Source organism: Amycolatopsis taiwanensis DSM 45107, assembly GCF_000519205.1.
GTDB classification, from domain to species: Bacteria; Actinomycetota; Actinomycetes; order Mycobacteriales; family Pseudonocardiaceae; genus Amycolatopsis_E; species Amycolatopsis_E taiwanensis.
This window is the reverse complement of the sequence record NZ_JAFB01000005.1, coordinates 66,916-91,226: the sequence shown is the minus strand read 5'-3', so window position 1 is coordinate 91,226 and position 24,311 is coordinate 66,916. Positions and strand designations below refer to the sequence as shown.

Below are 24,311 nucleotides of genomic sequence, written 5' to 3'. Positions count from 1 at the left end.
GCGCGCTCTCCTCTGTCCGACCGTGCACGGCACTGTGCGGTAGGTCACGCTAATCCCGGAGCTGGCAATCGCGAAAGTCTTTCATGTTCAGTTGAACCGAATGTACTAGAGGAGTTACTGGTCGGCCCTGCTGCTGCGCCAGGCCAGCCCGGCGCCCGCCAGCAGCACGATGGCGCCGACCACGACGTTGTCCACCCAGGTCGCGGTGCTCAACGACGGATCGATGTCCACCGGCGCTACCCCGCTGCCGCGGTACACCGCCCAGGGTGCGGCGATCACCCAGGCACCGAGCACCGGTGTCACCCACGCCAAGGAACGAAGCCGCTCGGCCGAACGCGCGAACCCTGCCGCGAGCAGCGCAAGAGCCACGCCGGTGACGACGTTGGCGACCCCGACGCGCACCTGCCCCGCGGAAACGATCACCCACGGGGACAAGACCAGGTAGAGGCCCGCCAGGAGCAGCACACCGATGAAGAAGGCGGTCCCGGCCGATCGGGTGGGCGGCTGCGCGCCGGTGATTCGTTCGCCTGATTGTGTCGTCATCTCGTTTCTCACCTCCAACGACTGGGTGCCCGCTGCTCGCCGAGCGGGAAACCCGCTGGCTGAGTACCTTGAATCGATGGAGACCTTGGACGCGATCCGATCACGGCGGGACGTGCGCACCTACACGGCCGAGCCCATCGCCCGGGAGCGGCTCGAACAGATCCTGGAGGCCGGCCGGCGCTCGCCGTCGTCGAGGAACTGGCAGCCCTGGGACTTCGTCATCGTCACCGACCGGGACGAGCTGCGCGAGCTGGCCAAGGTCTGGCAAGGCGCCGGCCACATCGCCCGATCCGCGGCCACGATCGTGCTCGTGACCTCGGTTCCACCGGACGAGGACACCCGCGCGACCGCCCAGTACGACCTCGGCCAGGCGACCATGAACATGATGCTCGCCGCCACGGACCTGGGCATCGGCAGCGGCCACTCCGCCGTCGCCGACCAGAAGCTCGCCCGGCGGATCCTCGGCCTACCCGACGACAAGCTCTGCGCCTACATGATCGCGCTCGGCTACCCCGCCGACCGCCCCCTCACCCCCCTGCGCCACCCGAACCGTCGCGACTTCGACGCGGTCGTGCACTGGGGCAAGTGGTGACCCTCATGACCCACGGCCGGCCGCACCGGGCCTCCCGCTAGACTACGGGCGCGGGCCGTTAGCTCAATTGGTAGAGCTGTGGACTTTTAATCCATAGGTTCCGGGTTCGAGCCCCGGGCGGCCCACTCTCTTCCCAGGTCATCGCTGCGACAACATCAATCCGCTTCCGCGGGAAGTGATCAGGGCAGTAACGTGAACGCCTTGACGTGCCGGGGGCGGACCACCGTGAAGTGCCGCAAGTCCAGCGTTGCGACCTCTTCCACGTCCAGCCGTTCGGCCAGGCGATCACGGATGCGTCACTCGTGCCCAGGGGTAGGTCGTGGTACTGCTCGACTAGTTCAGCCATGCGGGGTAGTCGGCGGTAGTCAGTTCGCCGGGGATGAAGTCGCGGTCGGCCAGGGCGCGGAGGAAGAAGGCCTCGGTGTGGGTACCAGCCTTGGCGCCGAGCAGATAACCGACCTCGGCCACGATGGGAGAAGGAAGCACGAGCTCACGGTTCGCCAGGCGTAGGCCGGTGAACAGTTCGACGCACCGGTGGTGATCCGGGTCCTTGTAGAGCGCGGCCGCGACGATCGGGGCCGTGTCGCAGATGATCACTACCGGCCGAAGCCCTCGCGCAGTAGTTCGTCGGCCTGCTCGGCGATGCTCACGCCGTCGCCGGGGGCGCTAGCGAAGAAGGCCGGAGGCCATGGCCGCTCGCGGACGGGCTGGAGGTGACGCCGTAGCTCGCGTAGCGCGTCTGGCACCTGGTCTTCCGGGATCTCCTGGACCAGACGCATCAGCTCGTCACGCTCTGGGCTACTCATGGCCCCAAGTCTACGATGAGCCCCGGTACCGGTGCCGCATTTCGACGACCGCACGGCCAGGTCATCGCGCTGAGCCGCATGGGCCGTTGGCCGCAGCAAGATCATCTCCCCGCTTTACCCCCATGAAACGGCGACAGATGCGCGAAGACGACCAGCACCGGTGATCGTTTGTGTGGCGATCCAGTCCAGCTCACAACTGGTGTCAGCAGGCAACGGCAAATAACCGGCCCGGTAGCCAACTACTCCATAGGTTCCGGGTTCGAGCCCCGGGCGGACCACTCTCTCCCCAGGTCACCGGCCCGGAGCCCTTCCCCTGTTGATCTTGCTGCCGTTTTACTGCCGTTTTTCGCCAAGAGCGGCGCGCAAGCGCGCCGCCGCCAGTGGCCGCTGGGCCTGCGCTCCGCTCCGGCCGGCGGCCCGGCGAAGCGATGCCACGGCCAGCTTGATTGATCGGGCGTCGGATGCTGCAAAACTGTGTCGCATGTGGCGAAGGCGGCGCCAAGACGCCGCAGCACAAGCGGTCGTCACCGTCGTCCATAACTCGATCCTCTACATACGGGCGATGGGACACACCCGCGAGAGCATGTGCGACGAGTTCTTCCCAGGACTCGACTACTCCGAGCAAATCTGCGAACTTGCCGACGTGTGCGACAACCTCATACCCGGCCTCCGGCCCAACGGCCACCGCACCTCCGTGAGCGCGCTCCGCTACACCTGGGGCAGTCGTAGCGATCAGCAACGCGCATGGATGCTGAACTGCCTGGCGAGCAGAGGCACCCGGTTACGCGGTCTGGGCCTGAACTTTAGGGCCATCAAACGTTCACGAGTGACGTAACGGCCGCACGCGGCCATCAGCTTCCCTGACTGGGCAGCCACCAGTTACGAGGAGTCCCCTTCCTGCTCGATCGTCTTACGCCAGGCTGGCCGCATCAAGGGCGCCTGCGGCGTCGCTTCGCGATGAGCTTCGCGGCAGGGACGAAGAGGGAGGGCGAAGAGCGGAACCCCTCCCTGGGCCGTCGCGGCCGTGCCCCGCTTGGCCTCAACGCAGGTTAGGTTGTTCCACTCCTGCGAGTCACCGCTGCTCATCCTGGCGGCGCATACGCGGTCGATCGAGTACTTCGATGAACATGATCCGGCCGTCCACGACGTCGAGGACCAGCATGCCTTTCGAGGGCATGAGCGGCACACATCGATGGCCAACGCCATAAGGCTGCCCCCGCGGATGATCTGCCGTCCGGATGCTCTGGCAAAAGTCATCGCCGCAGCCACACTCGCCTACAAGGCGCAGATCCCTCGCGCTGACGGCTAGGTCGTGTTCTCCTTCTTCCTTCAAGAGGGTAGTCAGCTCGGAGACGAGGTCTGGGAAGACATCGCGCACGAAGGGGTAGTGCTGCGCCATGGGGATGAGAATAGCCGGGCGGAAGCTGCGCCCGATGTCACTAAGCGGGCCCGTGATCTGGCACCGGACCGCTCAGGCACGCTGAAGCCGCTGGATCACTGGGCCTTCAAACGTGGGCGTCGGCGAATACCGCTAGACGAAGGCCGTGGCCAGGGTGCCGTTTTACTCCGCTAACCGGCAACAACCGGAACTAGCCGGACCCGTCGAGCTGAGTTGATCCATATCCATAGGTTCCAGGTTCGTTCACCGAGTCGCTGGCGTCTCCTGATCGCTCCCTCGTGATCGGGTTTGCAATCTGCCGCGGTACTTTCAGGCAGGTTGCCGACCTGCTTGACCACTAGCCGAGTCCGCAACAGCTGCGCGGCATGCTCCGGCTGCGCCGGAGTGAGCTGGCTGATCAGGTCGCGACGCAAACCGACCGGTTGGCACGAGTCGAGGCGCGACTTCGATTGATCGAATCGGAGCACACAATGTCCACAGTGGATGTCGTGGTCAAACCTATCGCGCCGGCGCGGGTCGTCGCGGTCAGCGGTATTGCCGAGTCTTACGAGTATGAACACATGGGCCCGGTTGTCGGTGGGTTGTGCGGGAGCCTTGCCGAGCATATGCAGCGCGCGGGTCTCCCATTCGCCGGGCCCGCAGCGGCCTGGTACGAGCCGACCGGCGACGATCGAGTCCAAGTACGGGCCGGTGCGCCGTATCTCTGCTCACCGGAGGGATCGGATAACTCCAGCTACCGGGACTGGACCAGGTGGCCACCCTGGTCTACCACGGCACCATGGACAGCCTCGCCGAGTCCTATCAGGCGCTGGCCCGGTGGATCGACCATAACGGCTACCGCGCCGAGAACGGGCATGCCCGCGAGGTCTTTAGTTTCACCACCGCGAAAGCGGAGTGATCATTCGCCCTGGGTATTCGCCCGCGCACCGTACTGGGCGAGGGCGTCCCACAGTGCGGTTTCCTGCCGATCCGTCATCGGTCCGAGCACGCACACCGGGATCATCCCGTCGCGGTCAACCGCACGAGCCAGTCGCCACGGCCACCCTGCCGGACGGTGGACCGGCTGGGGCCCAGCCGGCTGCCGGGTGTCCGTGAGTTCGAGGTAGAGCCCGGCGTTGCATGATGCGGGGGGTTCTCGACCTGTGCCCTTGGGGGCGTAGACCTCTTCGACGCCGAATCTCCGGATCTCGCTCCAACGGTAGTCGTGGCTCTCCGACCCCTTGGTGGTTCGGATGCCCCGCGGCCCGATTCGCAACGACCACGAGGACGTGTCCCGCCGCCACACACGGGTGACCCGGCGACGGAAGATGAGGGACTGTCCGCCGACAGTACCCGATACCACCAGCACGGGCAGCCAAATTTCAGGCGGAAAGCCGTCTACTTGTGCCACGATCAGCGCGACCAGGACACCCAGCAAACCCAGGATCGCGCCCACCCTCAGGCGGATGTAGACGCGACCCAGCCCGTGGGCATCGGCGTAGGCGTCGAGCGGATCGTTTCCCGTCCACCCGATGGCGAACCCTTCGTCCGTCTCCGAAGACGGCGTCGTTTCCATGCGCCGGGTCCGCGGTGGCCGCGCCGTCGCGGTGTCCGTGGCAGGCAAAACCTTCGTCGCGTCCACCTTCGCCTGGGCAGAAGCTGTTTGCAGCCGCGCGAGGCGGTTCCCGACCAGCCGGGCCGACGGCGGGCGCCGGCCCGGATCGCGTTGCAGGAGTTCCGCAACCAGTTCCGTCACCGCCGGTGGGAGATCGTCGCGGAACGAATCGAGGCGGGGCGCCTCCTCGTCCAGCTTCGCGCGCATGACCGCGACGCCGTTGTGCCCGGTGAACGGCGGCCGCTGGGCAAGCAGCGCGAAGAGCACGGACCCGAGGGAGTAGAGGTCCGAGCGTTCGTCCCCGCGTTCGGAGAGGAACTGTTCGGGGGCGGCGTATTCGATGGTGAACGCCGGCGCCAGCTGCGAGGAATGCGGCACCGAGAAGGTGGCTTGGATGAACCCCGCGATGCCGAAGTCCAGGACCTTCACCCGGCCGTCCGGGGTGAGCATCACGTTGTGCGGCTTGATGTCGTAGTGGATGACGCCGGCTTGGTGTGCGGCCGTCAGCGCGGCGCAGATTCCGCTCGCAATCCCTACGGCACGCGACAGCGTGAGCGCATTCTCCGCGCGGATGTGCTCGGTGAGGGTGCCGCCCTCGACTTTCTCCATGACGAGGAACATGACGTCCTCGTGGATCCCCCGGTCGTACAGGGCGACCACGTTCGGGTGGTTGATCTGCGCAGCCGCGACCGCCTCGCGTTCGAAGCGCTTCGCCAGGTCCGGGTGATCGGCGCCGTCCAGGTCGAGCACCTTCAGCGCGACCTCTCGGTGAAGGGATCGGTCCCGCGCGGCCCACACCTCGCCCATCCCGCCCCGGCCCAGCCGCTTGAGCAGCTCGTACCGGCCGGAGATCAGCTGCCCGCGCTCCACCTGCACCCCCATCGGCTCCGGCAAGTCCGACGTCAGGATAGCGGCGGCTTCCTTCCCGCCGCCGAACGAGCTAGCTGTATGAGGTCGTGATGTTGGTGACGGCTGCGTGGAGTTGGGTAGAGGGTGGCTGGTTTCCAGCGGCGGTGTGGCATATTCCAAGACCTTCCGAGACGAGGTACGTGAGATATGAGCTACGACCTGGCCGTTTGGCAAGGGGACGTGCCGCCGAACGATCGTGAGGCGGCTAGGGCGCACGAGCGTCTGTATGAGCAATACCTCGAAGCTGATGAGCTAGTACCGGCAGCGAGTTCTATCGCAGATTTTGTGGCCGCCCTCACCGATCGGTGGCCCGATAGGGAAACTGGTGATGATACGCCTTGGGCTGCTACTCCGCTGATCAGAGGCGCAAGTGGGCCGTATATCCATATTGCGCTCGCATGGCGTAGTGCAGATGGCGCCTCCGTCTTTGTGGCAGAGACTGCGAACGCTCGTGGACTGATTTGCTTCGACCCGCAGACGGGGTCACTCAGAACGCATTGATGTGAGGCTCGATCCAGTGTTCGAGTGAAGTCAATGCAGATGCGTGTGTCATGAGGTTGCACTGCTTTTTGCGAAACCAGACGCATAAGTGCTGCTGGAAAACGACGCAATTCTGAAGAAAGTTGAAACCCCGTGCAGCCAAACCCGGACGCTGAGCGCTCGTGCCGCGGTAGTCCGAGTGTCATCAGCCACGGGTCGGCCGGCCGGGATTGGCTGTCCGGCCGGCGATGCGGCGGCGGATCAGCGCGGACGTTTGGTCCACGACGATGACCAGCACCAGCACGATGAGGATGTGGGTCACCATCTGGTCGAAGCGGAACAACTGGATGGACTGGTTGATCAGGAACCCGATGCCGCCGGCACCGACCAGGCCGAGCACCAACGACGAACGCACGTTGACGTCGAGGCGGTACAGGAGCAGGCCGGTCATCTGCGGCAGCGCGGTGGGCAGCACGGCGTTCGCCGCGATCTGCACGCTCGACGCGCCGGTGACGCGCAACGCGTCCCGGGGCCCGAGGTCGGCCTCCTCCATGGCCTCGGCCCAGAGTTTGCCCATCACGCCGGTGTTGTGGCAGACCAGTGCCAGCACGCCGGCGAACGGCCCGAGCCCGACGGCGGTCACGAAGATCAACGCGAACACGACGTCCGGGATGGCCCGCAGGGCCGACAGGAGCGCGCGGGCCGCCTGGTAGACCCAGGTGTTGCGGGTGGTCGCCCGCGCCGCGGCCAACGCCAGCAGGAATGCGAACGGGATGGAGAACGTGGTGCCGAGCAGTCCGATGTAGAACGTCACCAAGGCGGCGGAGAGACCCGGTGCGACGACACGGTTCCAGTCGAAGTCGGGCGGGACGGCGTCGTCGAGGAAGTCGACCATGCCGTGCCAGCCCTTGACGAGCGCGGCCGGTGAAAAGTCCGTTTCCCGCCAGGCGAGCACGTGCACGGCGACCAGCACGACCGTGATGACCAATCCGGCCGAGCCCAGCACCCGTCTGCGCGGCGGGCTCAACCGGTTTCGCTCGACGTCCTCGGTCGCGGTCATCGCAGCGCTCCTTCGGTCACGTGGTCCGGGGCGTACAGCTGGTCCACAGTGGACCAGTCGAGGTCGCTCACTGCGCGGTCCACGACGACGCGGCCGTCGAGCATGCCGACCACGCGGTCGGCGAACCGCAGGGCGAGTTCGGGTTGGTGCAGCACGACCGCGACCGCGTAGCCCGCACGGGCCACGTCACGCAGCAAGGTGATCACCTTCTCCGCGGCCGCCGGGTCCAGCGCCGACACCGGTTCGTCGGCCAGCACGACCGAAGCCCGCTGGCACAGCGCACGGGCGATCGCGACGCGTTGCTGCTGGCCACCGGAGAGCTGCCCGGCGCGGTCGGCAGCGCGGTCGGCGAGGCCGACCCGGTCCAGACACCCCATGGCCTCGACGCGCAGCTCGCTCGGGTAGAGCGCGGGCAGCAGTGACCGGTGCAGGGACAACCGGCCGAGCGCTCCGGCGCACACGTTGTCCAGCACGCTTCGCCGGGCCACCAGGTGGATCTGCTGGAACACCATGGCGATGTCGCAGGGCCCCGCCGGAGCGCCGTCGATCGTGACCCGGCCCTCGTCCGGTTCGAGCAGCCCGGCGGCGCACCGCAGCAGGGTCGACTTGCCCGAACCGTTGGCGCCGAGCACCGCGACGAGTTCGCCCGCGGGCACGTCCAGGTCGACCCCGGCCAGCACGGTCCGGCCGGCGAAGGACTTGCGCAGGCCGGTCAGCCGCAGCGTGCTCATGCTTGTTTCTCCGCGAGTTTGCGCGCGAGCACAGGGTTACTCATCCCGCGTCCTTTTCGGTCAGCCCGAGCGTGTTGGCCAGGTCGAACAGCGGGCCGTAGGTCTCCTTGGTCACCGGTACCAGCGGCCCGGGCGGCGTCACGTCGAGGAACTCGGCCACCTTCGCCACGTCGCCCGGGGAGAGGTTGAGCAGCGCCTTGGCCACGGCGTCGCGGAACTTCGGGTCCAGGGAGCCGGCCACGGTGATCGGGTCGTTGGGGATGGGCTCGGACTCCCAGATCCGCCGGTACTGTGCCGGGTCGAACTGGCCCGCCTGGGTCGAGGTGGCCAGTTGCTGGGTGTTGATCTCGGCGGCGTCCACCTTGCCGTTGGTCAGTGCCAGCAGCGCCTGCGGGTGCCCGCCCGCGTAGTCGATGCGCACGTCGCTGTCCTGAAGGCCCGCCTTGCGCAGCGCGAGCCGCGGGAACGCGTCGCCGGAGGTGGAGCCGACGTCGCCCAACGCGAGCGACTTGCCGCGCAACTGCTCGACGGTCGTGATCGGCGAGTCCTTCGGGACCCAGATTCCGGCCGTGTACGTGCTCAGCTTGCCGGACGCGTCACCGAACGAAGCGACGGGCTGCGCGTCGGCCTGGCTGCTGGCGAACACGTAGCCCAGCGGCCCGAACTGCCCGATCTCCAGTTTGCCGTTGCGCATCGCCAGCACTTCAGCCGAGTAGCCGGAGACGACGCTCAACTCGACCTTGCAACCCAGTTGCTTCTCGAGTGCCTGGGCCAGCACCGTGAACGCGGGGGTGAGCTTGGCCGGGTCCTCGAACGGTTCGACGCCGAAGCGGACCGTGCCGCCGTTCGGGCACTCGATCCCGTTGGCGCCCTGGGTGGTGCCGGACGAGTCGGCGCCGCACGCGGTGAGGACGGCGAGGAGGGCCGCGCTGCAGGCGAGCGTCAGGGGGCGACGGATGCGCATGGGGTGCTCCTTGGACAGGACGTGGGTGATCAGGTGAGGAGGGAGTCGAGAACGGCCGGGGCGAGGCCGAAGGCGGTCGTCATGCCGATGCCCGACGTGACCGACACGACGCGGGCGCCGGAGTGTGGGGTGTCGATGAGGAACGGTTCGGGGGCCGAGGCGTACACGCCGGGCCACCGCTCCAGGACGTCCACTGTGGACACCCCGAGCAGGCGCGCGGTCTCGGCCCGGATCAGCTCGTCGCGGGCCTCGTCGCGAAAGGGGGGCAACGTGGTCGCGTAGTCATGGGTGTCGCCGATGGTGAGCGTTCCGTCGGGACGCTGGGTGAACATCAGGTTGAGCTGCGCGTCGAGCGTCTCCGGTGCAACAGCGGCGAGCCGGTCGCGGACGGCCGACCGGCTGGGGCAGGCGTCGAACGCGCTGTAGCGCAGCATCGCGTGGCCGGTCAGCACGGCCTCCTCGACCGGTCGCGCATGCGGGTCGCGCACCCGCAGCATGTGCAAGCCACACCGGCGAACGCCGTGCGTCGCGGCGATCTCCGGGTGCAGGCGGTCCACGTCGTGGCCGACCGCGACGACCGTCCACTTTGCACACAGGTCACCATGTGCGGTGTGCACGATGCCCGGTTCGGTCGAGGTCACCGCGGTGCCCCAGTGGAACACCACGCCTTGGCTCGCCAGCCAGGCCGCGATCGCGGCCGGGGCCGACCGCGCGTCGACGCGGAGGTCCAGCGGCAGCCAGGCGCCGCCGATCACCTCTTCGCCCAGCGTCACCCGCTCCAGGACCGCGGCGCGATCCAGCAGCACGACGTCGTCGCCGCGGAGGTCGCGCAGTTCGGCCAGCACCGCCAGTTCGTCGTCCGCGCGGGCCGCGACCAGGGTCCCGGCGTCCTGCACCAGGAAACCGGCGTCCTTGCCGAGCCGCAGCCAGCGGGGGCGGGCGGCCATCGCGTACTCGAGCGCGACGCCGGACTGGGCCGTCACGCAGCCGTGGCCGAAGTTGCGCACCGAGGCGCCGACCGCGCGCTCATCGCGCTCGACGACGGTTACGGACAACCCCCGGGCAACCGCCTCGACCGCGTGCGAGAGCCCGACGATCCCGGCCCCGACCACGACCAGATCGGTCTCGGCAGCCCACCGCAAGCTTGTCATGACAAGAACGGTCGACCATCCCCGTAAGTGCCGTCAAGGATCGCCAACGACATGCCTTGACCTGTTCAGATTCCGTTCACCATCAACACTTTCTCTTGACCGAGCGGTTGCGGCGACCTATATAGTCAACTTGTGTCCACGCCCCTTCACGAACAGATCGCGGACGACCTGCGCCAGCGGATCCGGCGCGGCGACCTCGCCATCGGGCAGCCGGTCCCGTCGGAGTCGCAGCTGTGCTCGGAGTGGTCGACCTCGCGCGGACCGGTCCGCCAGGCGCTCGCGGCGCTGCGCTCCGAAGGGCTGATCGCGGGCGGGCGGGGCAAGCCGCCGACGGTCCGGCACGACGCGCTCGGTCAGCCGTTCGACACGCTGCTCTCGTTCTCGGCGTGGGCGCACGACCTCGGCCGCACGCCCGGGCAGCGCACGCTCGAACTCGCGCTGCGGCCGGCGACGCCCGAGATCGCCGCACAACTGGGCATCGAGCCGGGGCAGCGGGTGGTCAGCGTGTTGCGGCAACGCCTGCTCGACGGGCAGCCGACGCTGTTGGAGCGTGGCTCGTTCATCGAGCCGGTCGGCCGCCTGCTGTTCGACTTCGACTGCGATTCGGGCTCACTCTGGGCCTACCTGCAGTCGCGCGGCATCGACTTCGCCTCCGCGTCGCACGTCATCGACGCCGTGCCCGCCGACGAGACCGACGCGGACACTTTGGACGTCACCGTCGGTGCGCCGCTGCTGCGGCAACGCCGGCTGGCCAGGAACTCGGCCGGCGCCGCCGTCGAGTTCTCCGACGACCGCTACCGACCCGACCTGGTCAGCTTCACCCTCAACAACACCCTGGACGCGCGCACTTCCTTGGTGCGCAACGTGAACTCTACGACCGCGGAGACATCGTGATCGAACTTGCAGTGCTGGACATGGCCGGAACCACCGTGGAGGAACACCAGTTGGTCTACCGGGCGCTCGCCGAGGCCGCCACCGCGGCCGGGTCGGACGCGGGCCCGGAGGAGTTCCACCGCTGGCACGGCGCGATGAAGCGGGAAGCGCTGCGGAACCTGCTGGCAGCGCCCGACGGCACCCCGCCTGCCGAGCACGTGGTGGACGCCGCCCTCGACGACTTCCGCGCCAGGTTGAGCGCCGCGTACGAGCGGACCCCGCCGGAGCCGATTCCCGGCGTGGTGCCCGCGCTCGCCCGGCTACGCCGCAACGGCGTTCGGGTGGTGTTGACCACCGGCTTCGACCGCGAGGTGGTCGACAAGCTGCTGGCCACCCTCGGCTGGGAATCCGGGGTCGTCGACGCCGTCGTGTGCGGGGACGACGTGCCACGGGGACGGCCGGCACCGCACATGATCCACCACGCGATGGAGCTCACCGGCGTCCACGACGTCGCGGCCACCCTGGTCGCCGGCGACACCCCACGTGACCTCCAAGCCGGAACCAACTCCGGTGCCGCGATGGTGGTCGGAGTGCTCAGCGGCGCCGGCACACCCGACGAACTCGGCCGGGCCCGGCACACCCACCTGGTCGGATCGGTGGCCGACCTGCCCGATCTGCTCGGCCTGCCCGCGTGATCCCCGCGACCACCACCGCGGCCGTCTGGCGCGGCGGCGGCCGGGTGAGGATCGAGGACATCCCGATCCCGCCGCTCGGTCCACGCGAAGTGCTGGTGCGCGTCCGGCTGGCCACCGTGTGCGGCAGCGACCGGCACACGGTCTCCGGCCGGCGACCCGCCCCCTGCCCGAGCATCCTGGGACACGAAGCGACCGGCGTCGTCGAGGCGGTGGGGCCGGCGGGCGCGAGCTGCCTCGACGGTTCACCGGTCGCGGTCGGCGACCGCGTCACCTGGAGCGTCACCGTCCCGTGTGGACAGTGTGATCGCTGTGCCGGCGGGGTGACCGCCAAGTGCCGCACGGTCCGCAAGACCGGACACGAACCCCTCGACGGCCCTTGGCCGTTGTCCGGCGGCTACGCCAAGCATGTGGTGCTGCCCCGCGGGAGCACGATCGTGCGCGTCCCGCGGTCGCTACCCGACGCCGTGGCCGCTCCGGCGGCGTGCGCCACGGCCACCGTCATGGCCGCGCTCGACCGAGCCGGCGCGGTGGACGGCCGCCGGGTCCTGGTCATCGGCGCGGGCATGCTCGGTCTGACCGCCATCGCGGCCTGCTCCGACGCGGCCGAGATCATCGCAGCGGACCCCGACTCCGACCGCCGCGGCCACGCGACCCGCTTCGGCGCGAACCGCGTCCTGGCCACTGTGGCTGAAGCGTCCGAAGTGGACGTTGTGCTCGACTTCTCCGGCTCCTCGGCGGCGATCGACCAGGCACTTCCGTTGCTCGACATCGGTGGCACCGCCGTCCTCGCCGGCTCGGTCACCCCGAGCACGCCACTTGCCGTCGACCCGGAACAAGTGGTCCGCCGCCATCTCACCATCACCGGCGTGCACAACTACGAACCTCGCCACCTCGGCCACGCCATCGACTTCCTCGCGCACACCGACGCCCCCTGGACCACCCTCACCGCTCCCGCGGCTCCCCTCGCCGACCTCACCCACCTGCTTACCACGACCTCGCCCACGCCGCGCGTCGCCGTAGTCCCCTAAGATCCGCGCGCCGCCGGTTGGATTGAGCGGGTCGGCGCACGACACGGCCACCCGCGGCGCCAGCCGAGCGGTGAACGAGTTCCGGGTTCGAGCCCGGCGGCCCACAGGGTGTCCGGTACGAACTCCTGCCATGAGTCGCCAGGTAGCGTGGGCGCGTGATGATCCGCCGCCTTGGCCTGGTGTTCGTGGGAACCGCCTTGATCGCCGCTTGTTCCGGCCCCGCCCCGGCTCCACTCCCGGCCACGCCGTCCGGGTCGCCGGCGAGCGCTGCCGCGGCCTGTCCGGAGTCCGGCATCAGGATCACCGCGGGTGCGGTGGACGCCGCCATGGGCCTGCGAGCGCTCGGGATCCTGCTGACCAACTGCGGCACCCGCGACTACACCGCCAACGGCTATCCGGCGGTTCGGGTGCTGGACGCGGATCGAAAGCCCCTGGAAGTCACGGTCGGCAATGGTTCGACGCCGATCAGCGCGCCGGACAGCTTTGACGTCCAACCCGTGCCGGTGACGCTGCGGCCCGGCGACCAGGTGATGGCGCGGGTGCTGTGGCGTAACACCATGACGGACTCGACGGCGCCGGCGATGGAGGGCCGGTATCTGGAGATTGCCCCAGCGGCAGGGGAACCGGCCCAGCTCGTCGAACCGCACGGCGGGATCGACCTCGGCAACACCAGCCGGCTGGCCGTCAACCCCTGGGCAGTCCGCTCCTGACCTCGACGGCCGGTGGGCGGCGAGCGCCGCGAACTACTCGACGGGCCAGGGCGATCATTGCGGGTGCGCAGGCTGGTTCACAGGTAAGCGGTGACGATGCCGGACTACAATCCGCGCACGAAGACGCGAGGCGGCCTCGGGTGATATGCCCAGCCTGGGCCTTCATGTTCTGTTGTTCTTGTTTCCGGGCTTTGCCGACTTTGCGGTGTGTTGCGGGAGGTGGTCTCGATCGCTGAGAGGAAGTCATCATGCGCTATCTCATCGTGTGTTGTGATGGCACGTGGAACTCGCCTGAACAAGATTCAGTGACGAACGTCCGTCGACTGTTCAACGCTCTCGACAAGACTGATCCCAGCAAGCAACTGAGCTACTACATAACGGGCGTGGGCACCCGCGGCGGTGTGGTGTCAAGGCTGATGGCCGGTGGCTTTGGTGTGGGCCTCGGCCGCGGCCCAGGGCGAAGCTTGGCAGCCAATGTGCTCGAAGGCTACCACTGGCTCATCACGAACTATCAGCCTGACGATTACATCGCGCTGTTCGGTTTCAGCCGTGGCGCCTACACCGCGCGTAGCCTCGCCGGGTTGATCGCGATGTGTGGCCTGATCCGCCGCGGTCCAGACGAACAGGACACCTGGTGCCGGATCAAACGCATATACCACCGCTACCAGTTGGGCTACCAGGATCAGCGGGGCCGCGATGGCCAGGATGGCGATCAACACTGGCGTGACGGTCTGGACTTCTGGTTCGACCCGCGCAACGCCAAGGACCTCCCGGTGAAGTTCATCGGGGTGTGGGACACCGTCGGCTCGCTGGGCATCCCGGATCCCTGGCGCTGGGTTGCCCCGGGCTTCTCCTCTCGCCGCTATGAGTTCAACGACGTCCGGCTCAACCCCTACGTCTCGTTCGCCTATCAGGCGCTGGCCGTGGATGAATCCCGTGGCACCTTCTCGCCCACGCTGTGGGAGGAGATGTCGTCACCGCCCGATATTCTCCAACCGCAGAAGGTCAAACAGGTGTGGTTTCCCGGCAGTCACCTGGACGTCGGCGGCGGCCATCGCGAAATCGGGCTCAGCGACGGCGCCCTGCAGTGGATGATCGAACAGGCAGAACATGACATCAAGCTCGCCTTCCACCCGAGCACCACGCGGCAGATCCACCCGGATCCCCACGATCTCCTCCACGACGACGACCGCAGCGCACTCGGCTGGCTCAACCCGGTGCTCGAGCCGGCGATGGAGCCCTTCCTTTCCTTACGGCCGCGGGCGATCCCTCTGCTCGACCACCGGGATGCCCCCACCCCGCCGGCGAATCTGCATCACGTGCATGACTCCATCTACGTGCACGAGTCTGCGTACGAACGTCAAAACCCGAACGACCCACCCATCACCAGCGGGCCGTACCGACCTACGCGCACCGCCACCGTGGGGCACCCCCAGCAAGCCGAGGTGTTCGCGCGAGAGCCATGGAACGACACGGGCATCTATCTCGAACCGGGCGACTACACCTTCGAAGCCGAGGGCGAGTGGCTGGATATGGACATCCCCTCGGGCCCGAACGGCAGCACAGGGTTGTTTGACTGGCGAGAGCCCGTGGTAGCGGTGGAGAGAGCGTGGCGCAGCTGGGGAAGCCTGATCGGTAGGTGTGAGATGCTGTACCGCCGCCTATCCGGGGACGAACAAGCGTCTTTCCTCGGGGCCCCACGCGAACCAGACCTGCCGTGGATGTCGCTGGTCGGCTACGTCGCGAACAACGCGGTCACTGTCAACGGCAAGCCCAACACCGGCCACCAACGCATCAACATCGGCACCGGGGGCACAAGCGTCCACCAAGTGCGCCACGGCGGTTACCTCTATGCCTTCGCCAACGACGCTTGGGGGTTCTATGGCAACAACAACGGCACCGTCCGATTAACCGTCACCAGAAAGGAGCCAACGCCGCCGGCCGCGCAACCGCCAAAGCCGAAACCTCGTCGAAGGTCACAACAAGGACCGCAGAAAAAGACAACGTCTCGCGCCGGCGTAAAGCGAAGCTGACGCGGTTACCGAATGGCCTAACCGCGACGTTCGCTCGCTCGGACGATGGCCTTTTCCACGGCCGCGACGCGGTCCGCGAGCAGACCGACGGCGCCGACCGCGCGGCTCAACGGATCGTCCTCCGTGCCGCCCAACGCCTTGTCCCGTAAATACGCCGCCTTGACCGTCGCCCAGCGTTCGGCCTTTCCCTTGGTGAGCCGACCACGAAGTTCAGCGAGTTTCAGCAGGTTCGCCTCCGCGCCGGACGTCAGCGTCTGCGCCTCACCAAGATAATGGTCGTCGATCGTGGCTTCCAGTTCCTGATCGTTCATTGCCGGGACAATGCGCTCTGCCAGCTTGTTCATGTTCCGGTACGAGCCCTGGAGCAAAAACGGCGGCTCGGTACGCGACGAGTCCGCCTGCGCCGCCGATGCGATGTACGCCTGGTTGTTGGCGAGGACGACCTCCTGGACCCGCAACAGCTTGCGCAGCACGGACGTGAGCTGGTCCAACTCGACGGCGGAGTACGGGTGCGACAGCTGGTCCGACTGGACCTCCTCGCCACGGGCCAACCGGATCAGCAGCTCGAGATCCGCACGATCCCTTGTGGACAGTGGAGCCAGGACCGGGTTGGACGTCAGCGCGTTCTCCAGGTAACTCAACGCGAACTCGTCCTCGCGGCCGGAGAGCACGTCGCCGAGGTTCCACACGTCGGCACGGTTGGCCAGCATGTCCGGGATGCGGAAGCGCTTGCCGGCCTCGGTGTAGGGGTTGCCGGCCATGCACACCGCGAAGCGCTTGCCACGCAGGTCGTAGGTCCTGGTCCGGCCGTCCCACACGCCTTCCATGCGCCGCTGGGCGTCGCAGAGGGAGATGAACTTCTGCAACAGTTCCGGTGACGTGTGCTGGATGTCGTCCAGGTAGAGCAACACGTTGTTGCCCAGTTCGAGCGCGAAGGAGATCTTCTCGACCTCCTGGCGCGCGGTCGCCGTCGGCGCGTCCGCCGGGTCGAGCGACGTCACGTCGTGGCCCAGTGCCGGGCCGTTGACCTTGACGAACACCAGGCCGAGCCGGTTCGCGACGTATTCCATCAGCGTCGTCTTGCCGTAGCCCGGTGGGGAGATGAGCAGCAGCAGGCCCATCTGGTCGGTGCGCTTGGCGTCGCCGGCCGCACCGAGCTGCTTGGCCAGGTTGTCGCCGATCAGCGGCAGGTACACCTCGTCGAGCAGCTTGTTGCGCACGAACGTGCTCATGACCTTCGGCGTGAACTCATCGAGCCGCAGCCGGGCACGCTCGCGGGTGAGCAACTCGTTGCGTTGCTTCTGGTACGCGCGGAACGCCGGCACGCGCTCGAGCCGGAACTTGCGGGTCCTGGTCAGGACTTCGTCCAGCCGGACGGTCATGCGGCCCTCCACCACGCGGGGGTGGGCGCCCAGCAAACCTTCGACCGTGGCCGACACGGCCGCCGACGAGTCGTGCCTGGGCAGCTCGCACAGCAGCAACGCCACCGCTTCGGGTAGCTCGTCGGCCACCAGGTCGTCCTGTGTGGACACGAACGCCGACAGCCACGCGGTCGCGAGCTGGTGCCTGGCGTTCAGATCCTCGAGTGCGCGGAGGTCGTCGTCGAACTCGCGACGGCCGTCCAGCGCACGCCGGAACCTCTCGACGAGCGCGGGGGCGCCGGCACTGGTCACGAAACCGAGCGGGGTCGAGCCCAACTCCTCGAACAGGTACTCCGCGGCCAGGGCCGAATCGCCGGTGGCCAGGCCGAACTCGTCGATGGCCGTGGCCAGTTCCGCGCACAGCTCGCTGATCGCCGGTACTGGTCCGAACGCTTCCCGTGCCCTGGCCAGCGAACCGGCACGCGTCGACCACACCGTGCGCGCCTCGTCGGTCGTCCCGTGCGCCCAGAAGAACTGGGCCGATGCGCGTGCCGCTGCCGGATAGCGCAGCAGGCCCGCGCTCGACCGCAACCGCAGCAGCGCCTCGAGGATGGCCGCCGCGTCGTGGTCATGCACACCCCGCTCGTAGCCCTCGTCGTACCGGGACTCGGCCGCGCGGCGCACGATGTCGAGTATGTCCGCGGCGTCACCAGCCCCGTCGGCTGAACCGTCCGCGAGCACGGAGGTGGCCAGGTACTCGGCGCGGTAGACATCCGCGGTCTCGGACACGAGTAGCTGGTCCCAGAACGGCTTCGTGCCCTGGAACCCGGGATCCTGCACGGGCGTGCGGAAGTCGGTTCCGGTGATGGCCAACGCCATCTCGCCGTCCTTCGGGACCAGCGTCAGGTCGATGGCCTGCGTGTTGACCGCGAACCGGTGCCGGCCGAGGCGAACGGTCTCGCCACCGTCACCGAAGAGGTCCACGCGGTCCCGCAGCGAGCGGCCGGCCTCCTGACGGGCCGTCTTCAGCCGTCCGTCCAACTCCTCGGCGCGGACCGCGTCGTCGAGGGTACGCAGGTCGTTCGCAACCGACCGAACCTTCGCGACCATCGGGTCGGACGCGAAGTACGTGTTGATCTCGTCCATAGTGGACAAGGACGCCGCGCGCCGGCTGATGCTCGTGAGAATCCGGTCAGCGGACTCGAACAGCCGGTCCGCACGCCGTGCCTGCTCATCGACCAGCGCCTGCTTGCGGGACGAGAACGCCTCGTAGACGTCGGTGCGCTTGGCCGTCAGTTCGGCGAGGAAGTCGTCGAACTCGCCGAACCGGGACTCCAGATTCTCCAGCTGCAGCAGCAGCCGGCCCAGTTGCTCGTCGCACTTGCGCGGCGTTTCGGCGACCGCGAGCGCACCCGTGATCGACTGGCCCAGCAGGGCGAACTCGGCCGCGAACGCCGCACGGCCTTCCGTGGCAAGGAGGTCGCGCCGCCGGGCGTCCGCAGTGGCCCGTGCACGGTTGACGCGGGCCAGCACCTCGCCGACCCGTTCGAGGATCTTCGTGCGTACGGTCGCGTCGCCGATGTCCAGCGAGCCGACGATCTCGGTGATGATCTCCAGTCCGCCGGCCTGCTCGGCCAGCCGCTCGACGACCGGCGCGGCCTCGGCCACGGTCTTGATGGCGGCTGCCGCCGTGGCGAGCGCCTCGACCTTCTCGTGGTAGCCGGTGAACGCGTCCTCGCCCTGGAGGAACTCGACCGCTCGCTGGGCAGCACTGTCCAGTTCGGACTGTAGGGTGGCGGCCAGCTCGTCGATCCGTGCCGTGTCCACGTACCGCAGTTCGCGCAGCGTTTCGAGGCGGCCCTGTGCCTTCCGCAGCGACGTGAGCTGCTCGACCCACTCGTCCGCGGAACCCGGCACCTCGCCCCGCACCCGCCGCACCAGGGACGCGATGTCCTCACCGGTCCTGGTCAGCTCGGCGGCCGCGGAGTCGGTGAGTGCCTTGACGTTCTCGAACTCGGCCAGCACCTGCTCGGCCGTCGCGCGGACGTCGGTGAGCGCACCCCGCAGGTCGCCGAGGTCCGGCTCACCCAGCCAGTGGTAGCTGTCGAACGCCCTGGCACACGCGGCGATCAGGCCCTCGAACACGGCCGTCGACGGCGTCATCTCGTCGACCATCCGGGTCACGGAAAGACAGTCGGAGATGCCACGCACGAGGTCCGCGTTGCCGACACGTTCGAGCGGCCCGGTGCCGATGGGTTGCGCGGCGGCGAACGAGTCCGACACGAACGGTGTCTGCCACACCTGCATCGGGTGCACTCGCGTCGGCTCGTCCGACGTGGCGCGGAACGCGACGAGCGTGCCGTCCTCGAACAGCGAGTACCCGTGACACGGCAGGGGGCTTGCGACCTCCTTGCGGATCACGTTGTACGGCAACAGAAGCGAGCGTCCCTCGCGGCGGGCGTGGAAGACGTACAGCACGTCCTCGCCGTTGGGAGACCGGATGACCCGCTCGAACTCCAGGTCGTCGGTATCGGTGTTCTCGAACGTGCGGGACACGCCGGTGGCGAGGTAGTAGCCGCCGGGGAAGATGATGCCCTGGTCCTCGGGCAGCCGCAGGCAGGCCTGGCCGATGCCGTCGAGCCGCACGACCGTCTTGGTACGGGTGTTGAAGACCAGGTATCGGTGGGTCTTTTCGTTGTACGGCAGGATCTTCAGCAGAATCAGCGGGCCGACGCGCGCGTACCGGACGTCCGCGTCGGCGAGGCTTTGCAGCGGCTCGTCGACCGGCTCGCGGTAGATGCCCTCGCCGATCTCGGTGTTGTTCTCGATCTTGACGGTCAGGTCGCCGCCGATCGTCTCGACGAACACCTCGTTCTCGATGGAGATGTGCGGGTGGCGGCCGAGCACGTGATCGTCCCGCGTGGTCTCGGTCCACCTGAAGTCGTACGCGGGTGGGAACACGTGGTCCCGCTCGCCCACATTGTCCAGGTAGGACAGTTCGCCGTGGGCGCCGGCCACCCACCGCAGCACCTTGATGTCCTCGGTACGTGGGCCGGTCTGGAACACCGCGAGCAGCTTGCCCTCGACCGGCCGCAACTGCATGAGCCGGGTTTCCCGGTAGTACCGGTACAGCTCGGTGAACTCACGCCGGAACCGCTCGTCCCGCAACAGCTCCGGCCGCTCGTTCGACGCGTCCTCGAACCGGAACGCCTCGCCGTCGCGGGTGAACCGGTGTAGCGAGAACACGTCGTCGACCGTCGTCTCGGGTTTCAGCCCGATGAAGACGTTGTAGCCGAACAGCATCAGCCCGCTCGCGCCGCCGTCACTGTCCGGAATGGACACGATGTCGCGCGGCACGCAGTTGTTGTCGGTCCGGATCCGCTCGCCGCCGAGCAGCCGGAAATCGGTGCCGCCGAACACCTCCAGGCGGCGGGTGTTGAGGGCCTCGGCCCGCCGCGCCAGTTCCTTCGCCGCCCCGGCGAGCCGCTGCCGCAGCACCTCGTACGTGCGGGCGTCGAGCCCGTCCTGAATCGCGCCGGCCGCCTCCTCGGCCGGCGCGGACACGGTCGACGTCACGGCTTCGGCGTGATGACGGCCGGCGAGTCAGGCACCCCGTCCTTCATCATCTTGGTCAACAACGCCGACACGGAGACGTTCTTGAGGTCCTCGGTGCTCAACGAGCCGAGGATCTGTTTGAGGTCCTCGGTGAAGTTCGCGTCGCCGTTCAGCCACGCACCACCCAGCCGCTGCGCCACCTCCGAGTTACCGACGAACCCGTCGACGCTCTTGCCGAGCGAGATCGAGCCCATGAGCTTGTCGAAGAACACGCTGTCGCCGCCGACGATGTCGATGTCGGCCTTCTCCAGCCCGGCCGCGAGGACCATCGCTTGCGACTCCGCGACCTCGCGCTGCGCGGCGATGCCGGCGAGCCGCACCTCCTTCTCCTGCTCCAGCCGCAGCCGGAACTCCTCGTGTCCGCGCGACGCGTCGTCCAGTGCCGCCATGGCGGCGGCCTTCTCGGTGAGACCCTCGGCCTCGCCCTTCAGCTTCTCGCGCAACGCGTCCGCGGTGGCCAGCGCCTTCTCGCGATCCACGACGGCTTCCGCGCGGCCGACCTTCTCCACGGCCTCCGACCTCGCCAGGCCCTTCTCCCGCTCGACGACCGCCTCGGCAACGCCTTCCTTCTGCAGGACCTCGGCGTTGCGTTCCCGGACCTGCACCTCGGCGAGACCCGCCGCGGCCACCTCGGCCTGGATACCTTCCGCCAAGCGGATCTTGGCGCGCGCCTCCAGGTCCGCGGTCTGCTGCCGGGCCTCGGCGAGCGTGAGCTGCTCGCGGGCCTTGTGCTTGGCGGCGGCCTCCGCGGCCTCGGCCGCCTTGATGCCCTTGACCAGGTTCTCCTGCGCCTCGGCCTCCGCCTGGATGACGATCGCCTGCCGGGTGCGTTCGGCATCCTGCACCGCGCGGAGGTTCTTGATGTTCTCCTCCTGCTCGGCCACGGTCTTGTCGACGGCGACGCGCTCGCGGACCACCTCGGCGACCGAGCGCTTCTCGACCTCGACCTCCTTGTCCTTGGCCGCGCTGGCAAGGGCGATCTCCCGCTCGCGGGACACGACCTCCAGCATCCGGTCCTTCTCGATGCGCTCGGTCTCGATGGCGATGACGCGCTCGCGGTTCTTCTCGGCGACGGCGACCTCGCGGGCCCGGTTCTGGTCCTGGATGCCCAACTGCTCGTCGGTACGCAGCTGCGCGGCTTGTGCCTTGAGCCGTTCCTCGGCCTGCACCTTCGCGGTCTCGGCCTCCTCGCGGGCCTTCATAGTCTCGATCTCGCGGCGCTGACGGTTCTCCGCGTCGGCCTGGCGGCGTTCCAGTTCGAGGATCGCCTCGCGAGCGTCCACGTTCTGCTTGGTGATCTCCTTCTCCTCGTTGCGCTGGTACTCGTTGGTGCGCACGTGCTCGATCGCCGTCAGCTCGGTGATCTTGCGGATGCCCTGCGCGTCAAGGATGTTGCTGGCGTCGAGCTGGTTCAACGGGGTCTGCTCGAGGTAGTCGATGGCCGCGTCTTCGAGGCTGTAGCCGTTGAGGTCGGTGCCGATGACCTGGAGAATCCGGTCGCGGAACTCGTTGCGCTTGGTGTAGAGGTCCACGAAGTCCAGGTGCTTGCCGACGGTCTTGAGCGCCTCGGAGAACTTCGCGTCGAACAATGCCTGCATCGTGGCCTGGTCGCTGGCGCGCTCGGTACCGATGGCCTGCGCGACCTTGATGACGTCCTCGCTGGTCTTGTTGACCCGCACGAAGAACGTGATGCGGATGTCGGCGCGGATGTTGTCCTGACAGATCAGGCCGTCCTGGCCGGTGCGCTGGATGTGGATGGTCTTGACGGAGATGTCCATGGTCTCCGCCTTGTGCAGCACCGGAAGTACCACCCCGCCGGTGAACGTCACGTGTGCGCTGCGGACCTTGTTGATGATCAGTGCCTGCCCCTGTTCCACCTTGCGGTACAGGCGGCTGATGGCGATGAGAATGAGCAGGAGCACGACGATCACCACGCCGCCGGCAATGAGGATTGCTTCCATTTATCTACCTTTCAGGCAGGCACGACCCAGAAGAACTCACCGTCGATGTCGTAGTCGAAGATCAATGCGCGGTGGCCGTTGGCCAGCTCGTGCTCGCCGGTCTGACGCACCTGGATGATCGCGGAGGACCCGTCGTCCGCCGTGACTTCGGCCTGGCCGAAGTCCCCGCTGACCGTGCCGGTGCGGATGACGCACTCGCGGCCGAGGAAGTCGCTGCGGAACGCCTGACCGCCGGTGACATAGAGCCTGCGCAGCGGTACGGCGACGAGTCGCGCGACGAGCAGACCGATGACGGTCGCCAGGACCAGCACGACGATGCCCACGAGCGTTCGCGGCGTCGTGGCGAGCCCGGCGATGGACACGGTGCCCGCGAGGGTGAGAAACCAGGAGACGGCGGCCAGCACCGACACGCTGACCGTGATGGGGACGCCGCCGAGCCCGATGCCGTCGCCGAGGTGGAGGTCGCCGATCTCGACGTCCAGGGTGCCGATGAGCACGAGCAGCCAGTAGAGCACGACGACGGCGAGCAGAACGGAGAAGATCGCCGCGGGAAAGGACAACGCGGCGTCGACGAACTCGCCCACAAGCGCCTCCACACCCGAACATCGCGGTGACAGGACTATACCTAGGCGGAAGGGGTGCTTACGGGCGCAACGTCCTAAATTGCGTGACTACTTTGTGTTTCTATGTGACCGCATCCCACGCCACCTCGTCGCTTCTCAACCGAGCACGGATCCAGTCGGCGGCGTGGTCAACGGTTGCGTCCAGAGTGGCGTTCGTGGTGTCGAAAAGACTGACGCCCATGGACGCGGCGTTACGCTGGAGCCAGTCGTTGAACTCCAGCATCTCGGCGATCCGGGGCTCGTCCCACTCGCGCCAGGCCGGACGCGCGCGCAGCCGGTTGGTCAGCACGTCCGGGTCCGCCACCAGCGCCAGGTAATGGATGTCCGAGAACAGCGCCCGCTCCGGCAACCGCTCGAACTCCGGCGGCACCACCGTCCCGCACAGCACGACCGGGCGCCCGTTCTGGTGTGTCATCGCGGCCATGCGCAGCCACGCCGAACGGAACCGCGGGTGTCCCTCGACGTCATCGCGCAGCCCCGCGACCCACAACACGTCCTGTTCGAACACGATCACCTGGCCGGCCAACCGCTCGACCAGCGCCGGGCCGACCGTGGACTTGCCGGCACCACTCGGCCCGGTCAACGCGAACAGCGGCAGGTGCCGGAACGACCACCGATGGTCGCAGGTCTCACACACCCGCTTCCCGTGTTCGACCACCGGGCGCCGCTCAAGCTCCTTGCACGCCGGACAGATCCGCGGATCGAGCATCTACCCTCCCGGCCAAAGCCTGCGCCCCACACGAGTTTGTCCGCCCGGAGCGGCGGATTCCCGCGTGGAGCCCACCGGCATCACCCTACGACGACAGTTACTCGAACCGAGGTTCCCCGGAACTAGTCGAACAAGTTCTCCAGGAAGCCGCGCTTCCGGTGCCCGTGCTGGTATGGACGTGGTGAGTCGTCGTAGTACGGGCGGGGCGAGTCGCGGTAGCCGCCGCGGTACGGCCGAGGGGAGTCGCCGTGACCGCCACGATACGGCCGGGGTGAGTCGCCGTAGTGCGGCATTTCACCGCGATACGGCGGTGGGCTCCCGTAGTAGGCACGCTCGGCGCCCGCTATCTGCTCCAGCTCACCGCGGTCCAGGAAGATGCCACGGCACCCGTCACACTGCTCGATGTGCACACCGTTCTTGTCCACGGTCCGCATGACATTCTGGCACTTGGGACAAATCACGCTTATCAGCCTA

22 protein-coding genes and 1 tRNA gene are annotated in these 24,311 nt (G+C 67.8%); 9 read left to right on the top strand and 14 right to left on the bottom strand.

The window, feature by feature from the left end:
- Positions 1 to 114: 114 nt before the first annotated feature.
- On the bottom strand, positions 115 to 543 hold the full coding sequence (locus A3CU_RS0105230; RefSeq protein WP_052371466.1) for an SPW repeat domain-containing protein: 429 nt from the start codon (positions 541 to 543) through the stop codon (positions 115 to 117).
- A gap of 76 nt (positions 544 to 619) precedes the next feature.
- Here A3CU_RS0105230 and A3CU_RS0105225 point away from each other — a divergent pair, with 76 nt between their 5' ends.
- The gene (locus tag A3CU_RS0105225) at positions 620 to 1,135 is read left to right on the top strand and encodes a nitroreductase family protein (RefSeq protein WP_027941375.1); all 516 of its coding nucleotides are present in this window, start codon (positions 620 to 622) and stop codon (positions 1,133 to 1,135) included.
- Between the two features lie 52 nt (positions 1,136 to 1,187).
- A tRNA-Lys gene (locus A3CU_RS0105220) sits at positions 1,188 to 1,260 on the top strand.
- Positions 1,261 to 1,468: 208 nt separating this feature from the next.
- Here the strand turns inward: A3CU_RS0105220 and A3CU_RS54315 are convergent.
- A complete protein-coding gene (locus A3CU_RS54315) occupies positions 1,469 to 1,732 on the bottom strand; it encodes a hypothetical protein (protein ID WP_245616883.1) in 264 nt (87 codons plus the stop codon).
- Entirely contained in the window at positions 1,732 to 1,941 is a 210-nt protein-coding gene (locus tag A3CU_RS0105210; protein ID WP_027941374.1) for a hypothetical protein, read from the bottom strand. Before A3CU_RS0105210 ends, A3CU_RS54315 begins: the two co-directional genes overlap by 1 nt.
- 316 nt (positions 1,942 to 2,257) lie before the next feature.
- Between A3CU_RS0105210 and A3CU_RS0105205 the strand changes: the two genes are divergently transcribed.
- The gene (locus A3CU_RS0105205) at positions 2,258 to 2,776 is read left to right on the top strand and encodes a hypothetical protein (RefSeq protein ID WP_156960242.1); all 519 of its coding nucleotides are present in this window, start codon (positions 2,258 to 2,260) and stop codon (positions 2,774 to 2,776) included.
- 237 nt (positions 2,777 to 3,013) lie between these two features.
- Here the strand turns inward: A3CU_RS0105205 and A3CU_RS43520 are convergent, their stop codons facing one another.
- Entirely contained in the window at positions 3,014 to 3,340 is a 327-nt protein-coding gene (locus A3CU_RS43520; protein ID WP_211246351.1) for a hypothetical protein, read from the bottom strand.
- 751 nt (positions 3,341 to 4,091) lie between these two features.
- Between A3CU_RS43520 and A3CU_RS52200 the strand changes: the two genes are divergently transcribed.
- A complete protein-coding gene (locus tag A3CU_RS52200; RefSeq protein ID WP_156960241.1) occupies positions 4,092 to 4,238 on the top strand; it encodes a GyrI-like domain-containing protein in 147 nt (48 codons plus the stop codon).
- Here the strand turns inward: A3CU_RS52200 and A3CU_RS49640 are convergent, their stop codons facing one another.
- From A3CU_RS49640 to A3CU_RS0105170, 5 genes are all read right to left on the bottom strand, one after another.
- Positions 4,239 to 5,828, bottom strand: a complete 1,590-nt coding sequence (locus A3CU_RS49640) for a serine/threonine-protein kinase (protein ID WP_156960240.1) — start codon at positions 5,826 to 5,828, stop codon at positions 4,239 to 4,241.
- A gap of 700 nt (positions 5,829 to 6,528) precedes the next feature.
- The gene (gene phnE, locus A3CU_RS43505) at positions 6,529 to 7,383 is read right to left on the bottom strand and encodes a phosphonate ABC transporter, permease protein PhnE (protein ID WP_052371464.1); all 855 of its coding nucleotides are present in this window, start codon (positions 7,381 to 7,383) and stop codon (positions 6,529 to 6,531) included.
- Positions 7,380 to 8,114 carry a phosphonate ABC transporter ATP-binding protein gene (locus A3CU_RS0105180; protein ID WP_027941372.1) on the bottom strand — a complete coding sequence of 245 codons (735 nt, stop codon included), beginning with the start codon at positions 8,112 to 8,114 and terminating at the stop codon, positions 7,380 to 7,382. The genes phnE and A3CU_RS0105180 overlap by 4 nt, the downstream gene beginning before the upstream one ends.
- Before the next feature lie 40 nt (positions 8,115 to 8,154).
- Positions 8,155 to 9,078: a phosphate/phosphite/phosphonate ABC transporter substrate-binding protein gene (locus A3CU_RS0105175; protein ID WP_027941371.1), complete on the bottom strand. Its 924-nt coding sequence runs from the start codon at positions 9,076 to 9,078 to the stop codon at positions 8,155 to 8,157.
- A gap of 29 nt (positions 9,079 to 9,107) precedes the next feature.
- The gene (locus tag A3CU_RS0105170) at positions 9,108 to 10,229 is read right to left on the bottom strand and encodes a TIGR03364 family FAD-dependent oxidoreductase (protein ID WP_027941370.1); all 1,122 of its coding nucleotides are present in this window, start codon (positions 10,227 to 10,229) and stop codon (positions 9,108 to 9,110) included.
- A gap of 132 nt (positions 10,230 to 10,361) precedes the next feature.
- On the opposite strand from A3CU_RS0105170, the gene A3CU_RS0105165 reads away from it, so the two are divergent.
- From A3CU_RS0105165 to A3CU_RS43500, 5 genes are all read left to right on the top strand, one after another.
- Positions 10,362 to 11,123, top strand: coding sequence for a GntR family transcriptional regulator (locus A3CU_RS0105165; protein ID WP_027941369.1), 762 nt, complete (start codon positions 10,362 to 10,364; stop codon positions 11,121 to 11,123).
- A complete protein-coding gene (locus A3CU_RS0105160) occupies positions 11,120 to 11,797 on the top strand; it encodes a phosphonatase-like hydrolase (protein WP_027941368.1) in 678 nt (225 codons plus the stop codon). Before A3CU_RS0105165 ends, A3CU_RS0105160 begins: the two co-directional genes overlap by 4 nt.
- A complete protein-coding gene (locus A3CU_RS0105155) occupies positions 11,794 to 12,825 on the top strand; it encodes a zinc-binding dehydrogenase (protein ID WP_027941367.1) in 1,032 nt (343 codons plus the stop codon). Before A3CU_RS0105160 ends, A3CU_RS0105155 begins: the two co-directional genes overlap by 4 nt.
- 158 nt (positions 12,826 to 12,983) lie before the next feature.
- Entirely contained in the window at positions 12,984 to 13,535 is a 552-nt protein-coding gene (locus tag A3CU_RS0105150) for a DUF4232 domain-containing protein (protein WP_027941366.1), read from the top strand.
- A gap of 248 nt (positions 13,536 to 13,783) precedes the next feature.
- Complete coding sequence (locus A3CU_RS43500) at positions 13,784 to 15,568, top strand: DUF2235 domain-containing protein (protein WP_245616882.1); 1,785 nt, start codon at positions 13,784 to 13,786, stop codon at positions 15,566 to 15,568.
- A 17-nt stretch (positions 15,569 to 15,585) separates the two neighbouring features.
- Here A3CU_RS43500 and A3CU_RS0105140 read toward each other — a convergent pair whose 3' ends face one another.
- From A3CU_RS0105140 to A3CU_RS0105120, 5 genes are all read right to left on the bottom strand, one after another.
- Positions 15,586 to 20,505 (bottom strand): DNA repair ATPase, encoded by a 4,920-nt coding sequence (locus tag A3CU_RS0105140; protein WP_027941365.1) that lies wholly within the window; start codon positions 20,503 to 20,505, stop codon positions 15,586 to 15,588.
- Positions 20,502 to 22,505, bottom strand: coding sequence for a hypothetical protein (locus A3CU_RS43495; RefSeq protein ID WP_052371462.1), 2,004 nt, complete (start codon positions 22,503 to 22,505; stop codon positions 20,502 to 20,504). The genes A3CU_RS0105140 and A3CU_RS43495 overlap by 4 nt, the downstream gene beginning before the upstream one ends.
- Positions 22,506 to 22,516: 11 nt before the next feature.
- Positions 22,517 to 23,101, bottom strand: a complete 585-nt coding sequence (locus A3CU_RS0105130; protein ID WP_245616881.1) for a hypothetical protein — start codon at positions 23,099 to 23,101, stop codon at positions 22,517 to 22,519.
- A gap of 88 nt (positions 23,102 to 23,189) precedes the next feature.
- Positions 23,190 to 23,837, bottom strand: a complete 648-nt coding sequence (locus A3CU_RS0105125) for an AAA family ATPase (protein ID WP_027941363.1) — start codon at positions 23,835 to 23,837, stop codon at positions 23,190 to 23,192.
- Between the two features lie 122 nt (positions 23,838 to 23,959).
- Positions 23,960 to 24,298, bottom strand: a complete 339-nt coding sequence (locus tag A3CU_RS0105120; RefSeq protein WP_084143090.1) for a TFIIB-type zinc ribbon-containing protein — start codon at positions 24,296 to 24,298, stop codon at positions 23,960 to 23,962.
- Between the last annotated feature and the right edge of the window lie 13 nt (positions 24,299 to 24,311).